The following is a 16,646-nucleotide window of genomic DNA, read 5'->3' as shown; positions in this document are numbered from 1 at the left end:
CAATTAAATAAAGATTTATTTTCTTAGCGTTTCTTTTTGACTATTTAAATAATCTAAAAAACAAAGTTAAATTTACTAAATATTTACTTGAAGGAAGGATTGATTATTTTGACTATTTCAACTGAATCATTTGGACAAGGAATGCTTCTTTACACACTGACGAATAAAAATGGTGTGACTTTAAAAGTAACAGATTTTGGTGCGCGAATTGTTGCGCTCGACGTTCCTCTTACAAAAAATGAATCCCGATCACTCGTGCTAGGCTTTCCCTCAGCAGATGAATATTTGTCTAAAGACTTATATTTTGGTGCAACAATTGGTCGAACAGCTGGCCGAATTGCCGATGGCTCCTTTGAACTAGCGGGTAAAACGTATCAAACGATGATTAATACTCCTACTCAAACAACACTTCACGGCGGCACACCTGGGTTTGAAAGTAAAAAATGGCACAGCGAAATCCAAGAGGCACAAGTGAATCCTTCTGTGAAATTTTGGCTAGAGAGTCCTGCTGGTGAAAATGGTTTTCCTGGAAATCTCACTGTTTCAGTCACGTATACATTGACTGAAGAAAATGAATGGCAAATTGAGTATCAGGCAACTACAGATGAACAAACACTTTTTAATCCAACCAATCATGTCTACTTTAATTTAACTGGAAATCCCGCAATCCCCATTGATGCGCATGAGTTACAAATAAATGCCCAAAAGTTTGTCCCGCTTGATGAAAGAGTTTTACCATTTGGAGAATTAGCTTCCGTTGACCAGACAGCTTTTGATTTACAAAAACCTAAAAAATTAGCTGAGGTTTTTTCAAGTAACGATGAACAAATCCAAAAGATGAACGGCTTCGATCACCCTTTCATCTTAACCAATCATGATTTAATTAACCCAGATGTTATCTTAAAAAGTCCTACTAAAGATATCACCTTAGAGATGTTCACTGATCAACCTTCAGTTGTTATTTTTTCAGCAAATTTTGCTGATGACGGTCCCGATATTCAAGGGCAAAAATTAGTCAATCACGGAGCGCTCACATTTGAAACCCAAGTCTGTCCTGGTGCTGAAAGATTTCCGTTGTTCGGTTCTATCACCCTCTCACCTGAACAGGAATTTCACTCAACGACCCGTTTCAAACTAATTTATTAAGTGAAATGATGCTCTTAACCAAGCTTATCTTCGAACTAAAAAAGATAAGAATGGTTAAGAGCACTTCTATTATTTGACATTTTTAAACGCTCCATTTACACTATTTTCAATTAGAAAGGTGGTGATGTCTATGTATGCAATCAAATTTTTTCATGGCTATTTAACTGCAGATGGTAAACGTACGCGAGATAAATCAGGTTGTTTAGTTTACCACTCTGAAAAAGAAGCACAAAAATTAGCAGATAAAATTGGCGGGAGAGTTAAAAAAATTGGATAACCTTAGGTAAAGGATAGATAAGCAAGGCTATTTTGCTATCTGTCCTTTTTTATTTTACATATTCCTCGACTTATTGTATTGATTTGATACAATAGAGAAAAAGCCTAAAGGAGCGCTTACATGAAACAAAATGACTTTGATTATATGCAAATGTTAAAAGGTGAATTATATTACGCCCCCACCATTTTACCCGAAAACAAATCAACAAAAGGCAAGGTGTTAGCTCAAAAAATCAATCAACTTCCTATCGATAATGTGAAAGAAATTGTGGCCCTAGAAAAAGAATTATTAGGAAAAACTGGCAATGAGTTATATATCACCCCACCCCTCCATGTAGATTACGGTCGCCATATTGAGGTAGGAGAAAATTTTTATGCAAATATGGATTGCATTTTTTTAGATGTAAACAAAATCATCTTCGGTGATAATGTCATGGTTGGCCCTCGTGCTAGTTTTTATACTGCCGGCCATCCAATTGATCCAACGATTCGAACTGCAGAATTAGAATTCGGTACGCCAATTATTGTTGAAGATAACGTGTGGATTGGCGGAAGTGCCACCATTTTACCTGGCGTTACAATTGGAAAAAACGCTATTGTTGCTGCTGGTGCTGTGGTTACAAAAGACGTTCCTGCCAACACGATTGTTGGGGGTAATCCAGCAAAAGTCATTCGCAAAATTGATGAAAACGATCAGCAATTTTGGACAGAAAAGCAACGGCAGTATCAAATCGCTAAGAAGCAATTCTTTCATGAATAAAAAATCCCCAATCCAATGAAAATAACGGATTGGGGATTTTTTATTTTAATTTTCTTCATAATAATTAAACATCCAATGGATGCCAAACTGATCTTTTAGGGAACCATACTTTTTGGACCAAAAAGTTTCAGATAATGGCATTGTAACAGTGCCACCTTCAGATAATCGTTTAAATAAGCGATCAATTTTTTCATCATCATCTGTGCTAACCACGAGCGAAAGGTTATTTCCTTCCGTAACTTCAAAACCAAACATATCAGGAACATCTGAAATCATTACATAGGTTCCTTCAATAATGATACTTGCGTTCATCACTAAATCCTTTATCTCGTCGTTTATAGGATGCTCAGGATCCTCAGGTGCTTCGCCAAAAGTCATTAAATTTTGACATTTTGTATCAAAAACATCTTCATAGAACGCAATTGCTTCTTTTGCTTCACCTTTAAAATTTATATACAGCTCTAACAAATGACTCACCTTCTTTCATGATCAAATTTTATACTTTATTTTCTCATGATTTGTCAGAAAGCAAAAATAGTCTGCTTAAAAATCTGATTTTTCTAGTAACAAGGTAACAAATTTTTCCAAATACAGTTGGTCAACCGCATCATAGCTATTTGTTACACCACTATCAATATCTAAAACACCGACCAATTGATGATTTTTTACCATCGGTACAACGATTTCAGACATCGCAGCTGAGTCACAAGAAATATAATTGGCGTGTGTCTTCACGTTATCAACAATCAATGTAGCTTGTTTTTCCGCGGACTCACCACAAACACCTTTGCCCATTTTAATTCTGGTACAAGAGACTTTCCCTTGAAAAGGCCCCAAAACTAATTCTTCATTTTTATATAAATAATACCCAGCAAAAACGGTGTCTGGTAACGTTTGTGCAAGTAACGCGGACGAGTTTGCTAAATTTGCAATAGCATCCGTTTCTATTTCTAACAAACCGCTCAATTGTTGTAAGCACAATTCGTAGGCTGCTTTTTTGTTTTCTCTCGTTTGTTCAGTCATGCTTGGTTCATCTCCTTCATTTTGTCTTATTATAAAGGAAGATACGCAAAAGTGCTATGTTAAAGTGAGTCAAACAAACTTGAAAAGCTGATCCACGTTGTGAGCAGAAGCACTTTATACGCATTAAACTGTGACGAGTAACCGCAGGACTAACACTGTGCGTTGCTCAGAGCTGAACCCCGTTTCCTCTGTTTGGCTTTTTAGCATTCTATTTCTACCTAATTTTAAAGCAAGTTAAACCCATTGTCCTTTCAACATAATCTGGCGTTTCTGTGGTTTTCTAGCAATCACTTCTGCTGTAGAAGCTGCTTCTGTAAAGATAAAGTTTGCTTCGTCGCCTTCTGTAAACCAAAGACGTTCTTCTTCAAATGAAAAAGGTGCTTCTTTGCCGCAGCCATGGACGTAAGCTTGAGTAAGTTGCTCTTCTGTAATCTTTCCTGTCATTTCACAAAAATTACGTAATTTTTCAAATAAATCACCTGAAACATTAGAACTCCAAGAGTCAAAAAAGCCATCACTACCTAAATGAACCGATACACCAGTTTGGCGTAACACATCAATTGGTGGCAATAAATAACGAGGATCATAGGGAATTGTAGACATAATCGCCGTTTGATGCGTTGCCAAGCGTTGGTATAGTTTTTCTTTTTCTGCTGGTCGTACATCTAGCAGCGCAAAGGCGTGACTGATAGCGGTTCGCTGAGTAAATTTTCGTTCTTCCAAAATGTCTAAAAATCTATCAATTGTATAAACACCCACTTCCCCCGTATCATGCAAGTGAATATCGATTCCTACTTGAAATTCTTCTGCCAGATCGAAAATGGTTTCTAAAGATTCTTCAATTGCATAATCAATGCCTGCAGGATCTAAACCGCCAACCATTGTTCCACCATTTTTTAGGGCTTCTCTCATGAGTAAAACCGTTTGGGGATTTTTTAATAATCCATGCTGTGGAAAGACAACAATATCATAATCAATCACATGCGCATATTTTTCTAAGGCTCTTTTGACGCCCCAGAAGTTTTCTAGTTCTACATAAGGATCAATGTTGACATGTGTCCGAATATAAGAGGCTCCATAACCAATCAATTTTTCAATCATGGCCGTCGCTCGTTGTTCTGTTGACGGAGCTAACAATTTAAGTTCACTGGCTTCGTCTGCTAAACGCTCTTTTAAATTTTTAACAGGTTGGCTAGCACGCCAGCCTAATGAAAGGTAGGTTTTATCTAAGTGATTATGGCTCTCTTGAAAAGCGGGAATAGCCAGTTGTCCGTTTAAATCAGTGCCTTGTTGCTTTTCAGTGACTTGATTTTGCGGAATAATCGCTTGGATTTTGCCTTCTTGAATCGCTAAAGTATAGCGTGCGGTTTTAGTATACGTTAATTCGTGGTGGTCTTTAGCAAAACCAGTTTCTAAACGAACATTATTCAAATAAACAATGGATGCTGTCATTCTTTTTCCCCCTTTTGAACGGCTTCAACCAGTTGTCCTTTTAGTATCAGTTGTTGGATTGGCTGTTGGCGTGCAATCACGTGAGCAGTGCTCTCAGCATTAAATAGTAGGAAATCTGCAGAATCGCCGACGTTAGGCCAAACTTGCTGCCCGTTAGGATCAAGAGGCGTTACAAAATTACTCGCTAAGCCCCATAAACGATTCAAGCGATACTCATCGCTAATTTTAAATCTTTGAGCGGCTGTATTTAATTTTTCTATTGTATTGCCACTGCCAAAAGGCGACCAATGATCCGTCAAACTGTCATGAGCCACGGAGATCTTAACACCTTGTTCAACCAAGGTTGGAATCGGCATGGTGGGCATTCCAATCGGTACAGTCGAAGTCAAATCAATACCTGTTTCGATGAATTTTTGCGCAACATCTCTAATTGCTGCTTCTTCTAAGCTCCCCAAAGCTAAAGCATGACTTAAAGTGACTTTGCCAAACATTTTTGCTTGTTCTGTATAATCAACAAATTTATTAAATTCATAAAGTCCCAAAGTATCACGGGCGTGTAAATGAACATCAATTTTTTTATTAAATGTGGTAGCTAATTCAAATATTTTTGCGATTGAATGATCCACATGACGATCCACAAGGGCTGGATCAACGCCGCCGACATGAGTTGCCCCCATGCGTAAGGCTTCGCGCATCAAAGGTTCGACTTGTGAGCGGAGTAATCCGTGTTGAGGAAAAGCCACAATTTCATGAGTAATGTATTGTTCATATCGACTAAATGCTTCTTTAGTGATTTCAATATGTTTCGTTCCAATAGATGGATCTACATTACAATGACTGCGAATATGATAATGGCCTTGTTGAATATACTGCTCAATAACTTGGCAAGCACGTTCTAAACTAGTTGGTAATTGTTCAGGTAACAGCCAAGTTTCTTCTTCAATACGTGTTAAAATTCCTTTCGTTAGTGGACGACAGGCCTTCCAAGGTCCCCCAAAATACGTTTTATCAATATGAATATGCATTTCTCTTAGAGCAGGTAAAACGAGTTGCTGATTCACATCGATAACTGTTTCGTTCTCTAAAGGCCTTAACTGCGGTGCGACCGCAGTACAGACCTCGTTTTCAATTCGAATATCATAGCTAGCTGTTTCTGTCGCAACAATTCGCTGATTCACAGTAGAAAATCCTGTTTCTAATTTACAGTTTTTTAAAAGCATGACAAACCCCTTCCTACCTTCATTCAATTAGTTAACATAAGCCCATTTTAAACTGTACGTAGGTCCAAATGAATGCCAATACATATCCTTGATTTTTTGATTAGCTAATACAGAAATGCTTCGATTGTAGATTGGTGCTAAAACCGTTTCCTGATTCACCAAAATATCTTGTGCTTGAGCAAAGTCATTTAAACGAGCCTCTTGATCAGCCGCATGTGTTGTTCTAGTTTCTTGAATTAATTGATCATACGTATCACTCTTGAACGTTACGCCGCCCAAGGTACTATCCGAAGTAAAGATGCGCATAACTGTTAATGGATCACGATAATCGGTTCCCCAACCAGATAATTCTAAATCATAGTCTCTCGTTTGATCACGATCAACACGAATAGTAAAAGGAACTTGAGTAACATTCACTTCTAATCCATCTAGATTTTCTTCCAATTGAAATTGGAAAAACTCAGCAGCTTTTTTGGCGCTGTCTGTATCATCTGTTAAAAATTCTAATTTGATTTTATCCAGCCCAATTTCTTTTTTCCCTTTTTCCCAGAATTCTTTTGCTTTCGCTGTATCGTAGGTTAAGTAGTTATTTTTCTTAGCAGCTAGTTTTGTGAAATCTGTTCCATCTGGCGCAATCGTTTGTCCCGGAGGAATTACTTGATCTGTAGCCGTTGATTGATCTTGCAAGACTTCTTTTACAAAACTTTCTTTATCAAAAGCTTGTGCCAACGCTTTACGAATATTGTTGTTCGCTAAAGCCGGATTTTCTTTTCCATCACGAACGCTGTTCATTTTTAAAAAGTATGTGACGAATTGAGGAATTGAAAGAAAGGCTGGATTATCAACATAACCAGGAATAAATTCACCACTTAGCTTATTCACTACATCCAATTCATTCGAGTCAAACAAATTCACCGCTGTCGTTGGGCTCTTAATTACTGAAACTTTCGCTTCTGTTAATTTAACTTTTTCAGCATCCCAATACGTATCATTTTTTTCGTAGGTCCAGTCATCGGAAGAGGCATTATCCCATTCTTTCAATTTAAAAGGACCATTATAAATCAAATGTTCTGCATCAGTGGCATATTTATCCCCTTGTTCTTTGATATATTTTTCATTTTGTGGAAACAAAACAGGAAACGAAAGCAAAGATTTCAAATAAGGGGTGGGCCGTTCTAAAGTTATTTCTAACGTTTTATCATCTAGCGACTTAACCCCAAGAGTATTCACATCTGCGCCTTCTAAAGCAATTTCCTTAGCATTTTTAATGACATCAAAAAATAAAGCTTGATGAATCGATCCTGATTTAGGGGAAGCAACTTGTTGCCATGCATAAACAAAGTCGTTTGCTGTTACTGGATCATCATTCGACCATTTGGCATCTTCTCTAATCTTAAATGTATAAACGGTTTCATCTTCAGAAATCGCTGGTTCTTCGGCAGCGACCCCCAACTCTAATTCATCTTCTTTACCTAAAACATAGAGTCCTTCATAAACTTGATTCATGACTAAAGTCGAGGTCGTATCCCCCGCTGTGTGTGGTTCCATTGTCGAAATAGCCGCTTCAGAACTAATTGCAATTTTTTGTTCCGCTGCTTTGTTACTATCAGCCGAGTTTCCCGTTCCCGCCTGACAAGCCGTTAAAGCTAAAAGCAAACCGACGCATCCTAACATTTTTAATTTCTTCATACCAATCCCTCCATTTTACAAACTATAACCTTCAAAGTTACCAGAATTTTCTGATAAAATATAGAAAAAGAAGCATATCTGATAAGAGTCTCAAAAAACTTACAGATTATAGAAATACTTGAGAAATTTAAAGTAGCTGAAACAATAGTAAAAGCATTAAAAATTAAGTATACTATTGCTATATCTTTAAACGATGCGTTTCTATAGGTTGTAAGCGCTGATTGTTCTTATTTGGTCACTTGTGACTACCAATCACGTGATGACTTGGAACTTTTTTCTATTAGTATAAGGATACCTTATTTTCCCTAAAATAGTTTTGTAACATCTTACAATAAATACACTTAATTTTTAGATAATTCATACAAAAGGAGGCCTTGCTAATGATGACGGTCAATGATCTACTCCATGCAGAAGAACTACCTGGTTTAACCTTATTGACGCACGAGACCAATTTAGATGCGCCAATTCTACAAGCAAATATTTTAGAAAATCCTGATGCTTTTGACTGGTTAACGCCAGGAGAAATTTTATTAACTACCGGCTATATTTTCAAAGATCAGCCTTGCTTGCAAAAACGTCTTATTCAAGAACTAGCAAATATGAACTGCGCTGCTCTAGGCTTTAAAGTCCAACGTTATTTCAATGAAGTTCCACAAGAGATGATCCAATTAGCGAATGACGTCGGATTACCAATTCTCTCAATCCCTTATAATTACAACTTTTCTCAAATTATTTCATTGGTCAATCGCCGAGTCAATCAACCTGACGAAACGATTAGCCAACATTCTGTTCATATGCATAATAAATTTTATACAATTATCAAAGCTGGCGGAAAAAGTACCCAATTACTGGAAGTATTAAGTGCCGCGATTCAAGCGCCTGTAATGCTTTTAGACGAGCGTTTTCAGATTATGAATCATTTTGATTTACCTGATGCGCCAACAAGAATCACCAGTATTTTAAACAACGCGACTCTCAAAAAACAGTTTGAGACAGCTTTAAAAGCCCAGAACAATGAGCTCCTATTATTTTATAAAGAACCATTGACTGTTGAATTTTCCTTAGCGAACCATCAGTTATCTTTGCGAATTTTACCCATCAAAAAGAAAAATCTCAGCTTATCTTACTTAGTGATTTGGCAAACTACCAAAAAATTACAGACGATTGATTTATTATCTGTGGAGGTCTGTGCTCACTACCTTTTACCACAACTTCAATTAGAATCTTCGGAAAATTTAACAACGAGGCAAAAGATCGGGGCGCTGTTTCAAGACCTTATCCAAGAAAAAAATACCAATCCTCAAGCTTGGCAAGAATTTAGTAATTATCTGCAATTAAATGAAAAAGATACATTTAGTCTCTTGCTTGTAGCCATTGAACAATTGGAACAACTGTTTAATCCGACTATTCAAATGAATAGCATTGGCCATCAATTGAATCATATTTTAGAAGGATATCGACAAAAAATTACTGCCTTTCCTACACAAACTGGCTTTATTTTATTACTAGAAAATCCAGCACAAGAGGAAGCCACCTACCTTGCACAAACCTCTCATCTTGCCAAGAATTTACTAGAGCAATTAATGAAACTGAATCCAAAATTATCATTTAAATTAGCGATTGGGCCAACTGTCAAAAAAATCACCAATCTGTGTGATTCTTATAAATTAGCACAAGAAACATTCCACTTAGCACAAGCAAGTCAAGAATTACAACAACGAACTATTTTGAATTATGACGACCTCTTTTTTTATCGTTTAATGATCGAAACCCTGACCAAACAAGCCAAACAAAAAATATATCAACGATTGATTGAACCATTGGAAAAAGAAGATCAAAAACATGAAAGTTCCCTACTAGAAACCATCAACACCTACTTTCAATCGAATAAAAATATTTCGTTGACTGCCACAAATATGTATGTACATCGTAATACAATTATTTACCGCTTAAAAAAAATAGAAGAGATTCTTCACTTAACTTTAGAATTTCCTGATAGTTCGCTACAACTAAGTTTGGCTGTTTATTTATATAAACAAAAATTACTATAAAAAGGCCACCACGAATAGTAAATCGTGGCGGCTTTTTTAACTGTTTCAATTTTGTTAGCGAATAATCATTACAGAAATTGGGGCATATCGAGCCATATAAGCTGCTTGGCTACCAAAAAAGCTTTTTAATTTGCTAGTTGACTTGGAGCCAATAATTAACAAATCTGGTTTATTCAAAGGAATAAGCTTATTAATAATTAATTCTCCTGGGTTCCCTTCATTGACAATTACACTTACTTTATCGATGCCATTCGCTAACGCTTCTTGTTGATATTTTTCCGTTTGTTTCTCTAATTTCGCCAACTGTTCTTGCCAATAATTTTTATCTAACGATTGGTAAACATTAATCTCTTTCTCTTCTAAAATCGAAACAATAACCAATTCAGCTTGTTCTTCTTTTGCTTTTTGGATAGCATAATGAAATGCTTTTAACGCATCTGGCGACTCTTCAACACCAACCATAATTTTTGAAAATTTCATTATTTAACCTCCTCTACTTGTTGCTCCATAGCTGCAAGCTGCTGTGCGTATCGTTTATCACCTTTATATAATTCCACAACCGTCCAAACTAACAAGAGGATGACGAGTGCTATGATGACATAAGCAATATTATCGGCTAACGTAATTTGACTCGCTGTCGGATTATCACCGAAGAATCCTTCAATTTGATCAGGTAAGCCTTTCATATTGAGGTAAATTAAGCCAATGACAGAAACCCAGCCTAACAATTTAATTAACCACGAGTTTTTAAAATGTTCACCCATTTCAACACGGCTATCTGTAAACATCAGTAAAGGCAACATCGAAAATGGCAAAGCAAATGCTAGAAAAACTTGTGAATTGTTCATTAAATTATTAATCGCAATATGCTCCTCCACTGTACTTTTTCCGCTGGTCATTAAAACACAGATTAAGACAGGAATAACAGATAACAAACGTGTGACCATCCGACGTAACCAAATTGGTACGCGCATATGAATAAACCCTTCCATAATGATTTGACCAGTTAACGTTCCTGTAATTGTTGAATTTTGTCCTGATGCCAATAAGGCTACCGCAAATAAAATTGATAAAATTCCAGAACCTGCAATATGCGCTAAAATAGAATTACTCATAACCGCTGGATTTGATAAAGCATCAAACAAACCAAAGAATGAAGGATCTTTGACACTGCCGGATTTAAAAACGGCCACACCCATAATCAATAACAAAGAGTTAACAAAAAATGCCATCGTTAATTGAATATTAGAATCCCAAGTTGAAAAGCGTAAAGCGCGTTGAATATCGGTTTTATCTTTACGATCAATTTTACGACTTTGCACAACAGAAGAATGTAAATACAAATTATGAGGCATCACTGTTGCACCAATAATCCCCAATGCACCTGTCAATGGCGTTTGCCCATTCACCGCATGTGATGTAGAAAAAGCTTCTGCGCTAGGAACCAGCCCTTTAATTACATCTCCCCATACTGGATTTGACAATGCCACTTGATAAGCAAAAATCACAAAAATAACAACAATTAAAGCAACAACAATAGCTTCAATTTTTCTAAAACCAATTTTTGTCAATAACAACAAAAGTAAAACATCAAATACCGTAATGAAGACAGCCAGACCTAAAGGAATATGAAATAATAAATATAAGGCAATTGCGCCCCCGATAACTTCAGCGATATCTGTAGCCATAATTGCTAACTCTGTTAAAATCCATAATACAATACCTAACGTCTTACTAGTTCTAGCACGAATCGCTTGTGCTAAATCCATCTGTGAAACAATGCCTAATTTAGCAGCCATATATTGGAGCAACATTGCAATCAAACTGGAAATTAAAATAATCGACATCAATAAATATTGAAAATTTTGTCCCCCAGTAATTGAAGTAGACCAGTTTCCTGGATCCATATACCCCACTGCTACCAATGCCCCTGGACCTGAGTAAGCAAATAACGTTTTCCAAAAACTCATATTTTTAGGCACGTCGATGGTGCCATTAATTTCTTCAAGCGAAGGACCATTTGCATATTCAATCAAATGATGTCTTTGCTTTGGTTCATGTTCTTCTGAATTTTTCAATTCAATTCCTTCTTTCGTTTTGCAATAATTTTAAAAGGCCCTTCCCGTTAGAAGGTTAACCTCTAATATATTTTAGGTACACCTAAAATATACTGCTAAAAATAACAAAATGCAAGACTTGAAAGAAAATTTTGACAGTGTAAAAATAGATTGTCGTAAATGTGCGATCTTAAAGTTTGAAGAAATCAGGGTAGCTGGTAGTTGATTATCTTAAGAAGTAGAAAATAAAGGACCTAAGTCATTTCGGCTTAGGTCCCTTATTTTGTTTTTATTCGGTTATTCTATTAAGAATGGTTGCTACAATTTCTGTCGTGTCAGCTGAATGATTTCTAAAAATCTCGGTAAACTGAATCTGACGAAAACCTTCAAGTACTTCGGGCAACTTATTTTTCCCCCATTCAAAAGTTCCATCATTTCTTTTCAATAATCTCTGTAAAATTTCTTCTTTCTCGACCGCTAACAAAAAATGATAAACGTCAATGCCTGCTCGTCTCAGATATCCAATCAGCTCTTCTTCATATTCTTTTTTATAAAGGGTCATTGGAACAATAATCGGCCGTCCAGACTCTTTGGACATTCGTTTTAATAAATGAGCATTCCAGCAACGCCATTCCTGATACTCTTGAAAATCATTTTCTTTCATTTCTTCGGGAACTAACTCCATCAATGCACTACCAATAATTTCTGGATCATAAATGATTGCATTGGGAAGTTTTTGTTGTAACTCATGTGCAATGGTCGTTTTTCCGGCTCCAAACGCACCGTTTAACCAAATAATCATCATAATTTCCTTTCTTCTGAACAAATTTCTTTGTTGTTTAATTTAGGTGCCAGATTACTTTTAATTTTTTTAGCCATTCACGTATAGTTACTACTTACATCTTTAACAGTAAACGAGACAAACTAAAAATACAACATCCTATACTATTCACCTTGCGTTACATAACATACTCATCTGATAATTTCTCCCTAAAAAAACAGAATGTGGGCAATCTTTTTAAGAATCATTGAATAGAATAACAACAAACAGTAATTCAGGTATAACCAGCTAGAAATTGTTTTATTTTTAGTCACGAGTATGATAAGCATGTAAATCAAATAGAATCATATTAGGTGAGGTTACTCTGAAGAACACAGGTTATCGCTCGGAAATGTCGAGAGACAGTAACGAGTAAAGCAGGGATTGTCGAATTAAGGCTTTCCTAAGATAACTAGAATTTTTTTCTTACGTCTCAGAAAGCCAAAGCTCAATTATTGTGATTACCCTATAATCTTCTTTTATTCGGCGACCTCTTTAATATGATTAATTGGAGGTTTTTAAATTGAAAGCTGTCACTGCATCATCTAAGAAAAATACCCTACTTGCTAAAAGTATCGGGAATCTTACCTTGCTCATCATTTTAGGCATTTTCATTTTTATCATCGTCTTCTCTTGGCTAAAAATGAATCGCCCTCTCCACACCCTTCCCTCAGAAGAATTCCTCGCAACACCAAGTAAAACAGATGATTTCTTATCTCCATCAAATCTTTTTTACTTTTCAATTCGAACCATGTTTCGAATGATTGTGGGGATGGCTTGGTCCTTCCTGTTTTCCTTTGTTTTTGGTATTTTAGCCGTAAAATATAAAACGGCACGAAGAGTCATTTTACCATTAGTTAATTTCCTTGAATCTGTTCCATTGCTAGGTTTTTTGACCTTTACAACTGCTTGGTTACTTGGTTTATTTCCAGGAAATGTGATGGGCGCAGAAGCGGTTGCTATTTTTGCCATCTTCACAGGTCAAGCTTGGAACATCATGTTGACTCTTTATCAAATAATGGAAGTTATTCCTTCAGATCTAGTCAATGTGACCGATCAGTTCAAGTACAATGCTTGGGAAAAATTTTGGCGGCTTGAATTTGTTTACTCAATTCCTGGCTTACTTTGGAACGTTATTATTTCTCAAACTGCGGCTTGGTTTGCCTTGGTGGCCAGCGAGCAAGCTTCTGTTGCCTTTCCTAAAGAAACCAACCTTTATTTACCAGGAATTGGTTCTTATATCCAAGTAGCATTAAATCGAGCCGACTTTAAATCCTGTTTATGGGCTGTTTTTGCCTTATTAATCAATGTGGTGATTTTAAACTTTTTAGTTTTTCAACCTTTAGTTCGAGCCACTTATTATTTTAAATATGAAACAGATGTCGAAAGTACGACGCCACCTAAATCCATCATTTATCATTTATTAAAAAAAGCAACTTTAACGAAATACTTTTCAAAAGCTTTTGTGAAATTCAGTCATTTTTGGATTTACGGTTTACCAAAAGTTTGGTACTTTTTCAAGCTAGACTATCTCTATCGATTACTAGCAAAATTACGCCATTTCTTCAAAACATTATGGTATGTCAGCTTAACCATTATTGGGGTTTATTGTTCTATTAAGCTCTATCATTTTTTGCCCCATCAAGATTTCAGCATGATTCCTAGATTAACCCTTTATACTACGCTACGGGTTACCTTGGCTATGGTCGTTGCTGGCATTATCTTTACTCCCTTAGCAATCTGGGTTGCGAATGATAATCGGCGCTTAAGTATCGTTCAACCGATTGGACAAATTTTAGGCTCCATTCCGTCAAATGTTTATACTCCATTCATTGTGTTGATTATTAGTATGGGCTTCAACAAATTAGAATGGTGGATTTTACCACTCATCATGGTTGGTTGCCAATGGTATTTTTTCTTTAATGTAATTGCTGGCTACTTAGCCATCCCTGATGATATTCGTGACGTAACCAAACTTTTTAAATTATCTAAATGGCAATGGTGGACAAAATTTTTGATCCCTTCTATTTTACCTTACCTCATTACAGCAATTATTAACGCTGCTGGTGCTGCTTGGAACGCTGATATCGCAGCAGAAAGCATTCAATGGGGCAAAAAATCAATAGATGTTACTGGCCTAGGACAATATATTGCGGCAAACGATGGCGTAAAAGATAAATCTGCCTTAGGAACCTTAGCGATGTGTTTCGTTGTTGGTTTATGTATTGCCTTTGTTTGGCAACCTTTATATCGAGCAGCAAAACAAAAATTTCACTATTAATAGCTGGACGACTCAACTCGACTAAATTTTTAAGATAAACTAGAGAGGAGAACGATAGGTGATTTCCCTTGACCTATCTAATAAGACGATGGAAAATAAAGAATTATTAAGCATAAAATCAGTATATAAAGAATTTGAAATTGAAGGACATTCAGAACATTTAAAAGTCCTTGAAAATATTGATTTAACAGTTAAAACGAATGAATTTTTAAGTATTATCGGACAATCAGGAACAGGAAAATCAACGTTGCTCAGAAGTATCGCTGGACTTCTTCGTACAACTAGAGGTGAAATTACTTTTGAAGATAAAATCATTAATGAGCCTGATGCCAATATCGGCATGGTTTTTCAACATTTTGCCCTTTTTCCTTGGTTGACAGTTGAAAAAAATATCAGCTTTGGCTTAGAAAACCGTAAAGAAATTTCTCGCGAACAAATAAATAAAAGAGTCAGTAATCTCATTGAAATGATTGGTTTAACTGGTTTTGAAAAAGCTTATCCCAGAGAGTTATCTGGTGGAATGAAACAGCGTGTAGGCTTTGCTCGTGCTTTAGCCATCGAACCTAGCTTATTGCTCTTAGACGAACCTTTTTCAGCTTTAGATATCATTACAGCCAGCCAATTATCTAACGATTTATTAGAAATTTGGCTAAACAATCAAATTGCGACTAAATCAATTGTGATGATCACGCATGATGTTCAACAAGCAGTTCAACTTTCTGATCGGGTTGTATTAATGGATGCAAATCCTGGTCGTATTGCCAAAATTTACTCAATCGATATCCCCAGAAATCAACGTTCGCCAAAAACAACCATTGATATTGTAGAACAAATAACAGAAGAAATGGTTCGTCGCATTCATTTGTAAATAGAACTGTTTTGACTACTGCTTATGTCTTGACAAAGAGTTACTTAAAAGACTATTATTTCTTTGTAATAAGTTAGGTGAGGCTCCTATACAAACATAGGCTATTGCTCAGAAATGTCGAGAGACACCAATGAGTAGAACAAGACTGGTCGAGGAGAAGGCTTTTCTCAAAATAGCTAAGAGTGATCTTTACGTTGTATAGTGCTAAAGCTCAACGTTCATGTTGATGTATATTTTTAGTCTCTAGTTAATCAGTTAAGTACTTTTATTTAAAATTAAGAGAGGAGTGAAAGTATGACTACTATGTTAGCAATCATTGGAACTGTTGCAATCATCACAGTTCAAGTTATTGAATATAATATGACAGAAATTCATATTCCTACTGCAGGAACATTTAATGACGATGATGCAGAACCCCCACATTCTTCTGTAACCCTTGTATTTATTCGCACTATACTTATCACTCTCTCACTTAACTTTCCATCTCATTTTTTTGAGATGGTTTTTTTATGTATTCTAGAAAATAATAACGAAAAAGACTGTTAAATCATTGATTTAACAGTCTTTAGTATACCGGCGGCCGGGGTCGAACCGGCACTCCCGTGAAGGAACTGGATTTTGAGTCCAGCGCGTCTGCCAATTCCGCCACGCCGGCAAGATATTTTGGAAGGCGGTAACCGGATTTGAACCGGTGATGAAGGTTTTGCAGACCTCTGCCTTACCACTTGGCTATACCGCCATATTCCATTTTTGTTACAAAAAAACTGGGGTAGCTGGATTCGAACCAACGCATGACGGAGTCAAAGTCCGTTGCCTTACCGCTTGGCTATACCCCAATAAAATTACAAAGGGCGACCGATGGGAATCGAACCCACGAATGCCAGAGCCACAATCTGGTGTGTTAACCACTTCACCACGATCGCCGTAATCTTAAAAAGTGTATCTATTAAATAATTAAATGGCAGGGGCAGCAGGAATTGAACCCACACCAACGGTTTTGGAG

General features: G+C 36.4%; 15 protein-coding genes, 5 tRNA genes and 2 riboswitches (1 of these 22 running past the window's edge). Of the genes, 7 read left to right on the top strand and 13 right to left on the bottom strand.

What is annotated here, in order from left to right; genetic code table 11:
- Nucleotides 1-87 precede the first annotated feature (87 nt).
- The 3 genes from galM to IGL36_RS04335 all read left to right on the top strand — a co-directional run bounded on the left by galM (nucleotide 88) and on the right by IGL36_RS04335 (nucleotide 2,182).
- Nucleotides 88-1,146 (top strand): galactose-1-epimerase, encoded by a 1,059-nt coding sequence (galM, locus tag IGL36_RS04345; RefSeq protein ID WP_002397857.1) that lies wholly within the window; start codon nucleotides 88-90, stop codon nucleotides 1,144-1,146.
- Nucleotides 1,147-1,276: 130 nt separating this feature from the next.
- Nucleotides 1,277-1,423 carry a hypothetical protein gene (locus tag IGL36_RS04340; protein WP_002384758.1) on the top strand — a complete coding sequence of 49 codons (147 nt, stop codon included), beginning with the start codon at nucleotides 1,277-1,279 and terminating at the stop codon, nucleotides 1,421-1,423.
- Nucleotides 1,424-1,543: 120 nt separating this feature from the next.
- Nucleotides 1,544-2,182, top strand: coding sequence for a sugar O-acetyltransferase (locus IGL36_RS04335; protein ID WP_002379300.1), 639 nt, complete (start codon nucleotides 1,544-1,546; stop codon nucleotides 2,180-2,182).
- Between the two features lie 45 nt (nucleotides 2,183-2,227).
- On the opposite strand, the gene IGL36_RS04330 is transcribed toward IGL36_RS04335, so the two are convergent.
- The 5 genes from IGL36_RS04330 to IGL36_RS04310 form a co-directional block, all read right to left on the bottom strand.
- Entirely contained in the window at nucleotides 2,228-2,659 is a 432-nt protein-coding gene (locus IGL36_RS04330) for a VOC family protein (protein WP_002399473.1), read from the bottom strand.
- A 66-nt stretch (nucleotides 2,660-2,725) separates the two neighbouring features.
- Nucleotides 2,726-3,205, bottom strand: a complete 480-nt coding sequence (locus tag IGL36_RS04325; RefSeq protein WP_002365470.1) for a GAF domain-containing protein — start codon at nucleotides 3,203-3,205, stop codon at nucleotides 2,726-2,728.
- A 234-nt stretch (nucleotides 3,206-3,439) separates the two neighbouring features.
- A complete protein-coding gene (locus tag IGL36_RS04320; RefSeq protein ID WP_002358156.1) occupies nucleotides 3,440-4,657 on the bottom strand; it encodes an amidohydrolase in 1,218 nt (405 codons plus the stop codon).
- Nucleotides 4,654-5,904 (bottom strand): amidohydrolase family protein, encoded by a 1,251-nt coding sequence (locus tag IGL36_RS04315; RefSeq protein ID WP_002363657.1) that lies wholly within the window; start codon nucleotides 5,902-5,904, stop codon nucleotides 4,654-4,656. The genes IGL36_RS04320 and IGL36_RS04315 overlap by 4 nt, the downstream gene beginning before the upstream one ends.
- Nucleotides 5,905-7,566, bottom strand: a complete 1,662-nt coding sequence (locus tag IGL36_RS04310; RefSeq protein ID WP_002365468.1) for a peptide ABC transporter substrate-binding protein — start codon at nucleotides 7,564-7,566, stop codon at nucleotides 5,905-5,907.
- Nucleotides 7,567-7,946: 380 nt separating this feature from the next.
- Between IGL36_RS04310 and IGL36_RS04305 the strand changes: the two genes are divergently transcribed.
- Nucleotides 7,947-9,617 carry a PucR family transcriptional regulator gene (locus IGL36_RS04305; RefSeq protein ID WP_002363655.1) on the top strand — a complete coding sequence of 557 codons (1,671 nt, stop codon included), beginning with the start codon at nucleotides 7,947-7,949 and terminating at the stop codon, nucleotides 9,615-9,617.
- Nucleotides 9,618-9,671: 54 nt separating this feature from the next.
- On the opposite strand, the gene IGL36_RS04300 is transcribed toward IGL36_RS04305, so the two are convergent.
- The 3 genes from IGL36_RS04300 to IGL36_RS04290 all read right to left on the bottom strand — a co-directional run bounded on the left by IGL36_RS04300 (nucleotide 9,672) and on the right by IGL36_RS04290 (nucleotide 12,479).
- On the bottom strand, nucleotides 9,672-10,097 hold the full coding sequence (locus IGL36_RS04300; RefSeq protein WP_002358161.1) for a universal stress protein: 426 nt from the start codon (nucleotides 10,095-10,097) through the stop codon (nucleotides 9,672-9,674).
- The gene (locus tag IGL36_RS04295) at nucleotides 10,097-11,695 is read right to left on the bottom strand and encodes an Nramp family divalent metal transporter (RefSeq protein ID WP_002382010.1); all 1,599 of its coding nucleotides are present in this window, start codon (nucleotides 11,693-11,695) and stop codon (nucleotides 10,097-10,099) included. Before IGL36_RS04295 ends, IGL36_RS04300 begins: the two co-directional genes overlap by 1 nt.
- 268 nt (nucleotides 11,696-11,963) lie before the next feature.
- Nucleotides 11,964-12,479 carry an AAA family ATPase gene (locus tag IGL36_RS04290; protein ID WP_002397861.1) on the bottom strand — a complete coding sequence of 172 codons (516 nt, stop codon included), beginning with the start codon at nucleotides 12,477-12,479 and terminating at the stop codon, nucleotides 11,964-11,966.
- A 314-nt stretch (nucleotides 12,480-12,793) separates the two neighbouring features.
- A riboswitch (M-box (ykoK) riboswitch) is annotated at nucleotides 12,794-12,961 on the top strand.
- Nucleotides 12,962-13,002: 41 nt separating this feature from the next.
- Here IGL36_RS04290 and IGL36_RS04285 point away from each other — a divergent pair.
- The 3 genes from IGL36_RS04285 to IGL36_RS04275 all read left to right on the top strand — a co-directional run bounded on the left by IGL36_RS04285 (nucleotide 13,003) and on the right by IGL36_RS04275 (nucleotide 16,189).
- Nucleotides 13,003-14,775: an ABC transporter permease subunit gene (locus tag IGL36_RS04285; RefSeq protein ID WP_002397862.1), complete on the top strand. Its 1,773-nt coding sequence runs from the start codon at nucleotides 13,003-13,005 to the stop codon at nucleotides 14,773-14,775.
- Between the two features lie 88 nt (nucleotides 14,776-14,863).
- Nucleotides 14,864-15,643, top strand: a complete 780-nt coding sequence (locus IGL36_RS04280) for an ABC transporter ATP-binding protein (protein WP_002360638.1) — start codon at nucleotides 14,864-14,866, stop codon at nucleotides 15,641-15,643.
- A gap of 62 nt (nucleotides 15,644-15,705) precedes the next feature.
- Nucleotides 15,706-15,873, top strand: a riboswitch (M-box (ykoK) riboswitch).
- A 64-nt stretch (nucleotides 15,874-15,937) separates the two neighbouring features.
- A complete protein-coding gene (locus IGL36_RS04275) occupies nucleotides 15,938-16,189 on the top strand; it encodes a hypothetical protein (RefSeq protein ID WP_002397866.1) in 252 nt (83 codons plus the stop codon).
- Nucleotides 16,190-16,214: 25 nt separating this feature from the next.
- On the opposite strand, the gene IGL36_RS04270 is transcribed toward IGL36_RS04275, so the two are convergent.
- The 5 genes from IGL36_RS04270 to IGL36_RS04250 all read right to left on the bottom strand — a co-directional run.
- Nucleotides 16,215-16,298, bottom strand: a tRNA-Leu gene (locus IGL36_RS04270).
- Nucleotides 16,299-16,311: 13 nt separating this feature from the next.
- A tRNA-Cys gene (locus IGL36_RS04265) sits at nucleotides 16,312-16,382 on the bottom strand.
- A gap of 25 nt (nucleotides 16,383-16,407) precedes the next feature.
- Nucleotides 16,408-16,479: transfer RNA gene (locus IGL36_RS04260), tRNA-Gln, on the bottom strand.
- 14 nt (nucleotides 16,480-16,493) lie between these two features.
- Nucleotides 16,494-16,566, bottom strand: a tRNA-His gene (locus IGL36_RS04255).
- 36 nt (nucleotides 16,567-16,602) lie between these two features.
- A tRNA-Trp gene (locus IGL36_RS04250) sits at nucleotides 16,603-16,646 on the bottom strand; it runs 30 nt beyond the window's last position.

This window comes from Enterococcus sp. AZ011 (assembly GCF_050548355.1).
Lineage (GTDB): Bacteria > Bacillota > Bacilli > Lactobacillales > Enterococcaceae > Enterococcus > Enterococcus faecalis.
The sequence above is the reverse complement of the archived record's forward strand: the minus strand, read 5'-3'. Positions and strand labels throughout refer to the sequence as shown.

Bases quoted from the DNA above. Each gene is read 5' to 3' on its own strand.
- IGL36_RS04340 (WP_002384758.1), top strand. From the start codon at position 1,277: ATGTATGCAATCAAATTTTTTCATGGCTATTTAACTGCAGATGGTAAA.
- IGL36_RS04335 (WP_002379300.1), top strand. From the start codon at position 1,544: ATGAAACAAAATGACTTTGATTATATGCAAATGTTAAAAGGTGAATTA.
- IGL36_RS04325 (WP_002365470.1), bottom strand. From the start codon at position 3,205: ATGACTGAACAAACGAGAGAAAACAAAAAAGCAGCCTACGAATTGTGC.
- IGL36_RS04320 (WP_002358156.1), bottom strand. From the start codon at position 4,657: ATGACAGCATCCATTGTTTATTTGAATAATGTTCGTTTAGAAACTGGT.
- IGL36_RS04310 (WP_002365468.1), bottom strand. From the start codon at position 7,566: ATGAAGAAATTAAAAATGTTAGGATGCGTCGGTTTGCTTTTAGCTTTA.
- IGL36_RS04305 (WP_002363655.1), top strand. From the start codon at position 7,947: ATGATGACGGTCAATGATCTACTCCATGCAGAAGAACTACCTGGTTTA.
- IGL36_RS04300 (WP_002358161.1), bottom strand. From the start codon at position 10,097: ATGAAATTTTCAAAAATTATGGTTGGTGTTGAAGAGTCGCCAGATGCG.
- IGL36_RS04290 (WP_002397861.1), bottom strand. From the start codon at position 12,479: ATGATGATTATTTGGTTAAACGGTGCGTTTGGAGCCGGAAAAACGACC.
- IGL36_RS04280 (WP_002360638.1), top strand. From the start codon at position 14,864: ATGGAAAATAAAGAATTATTAAGCATAAAATCAGTATATAAAGAATTT.
- IGL36_RS04275 (WP_002397866.1), top strand. From the start codon at position 15,938: ATGACTACTATGTTAGCAATCATTGGAACTGTTGCAATCATCACAGTT.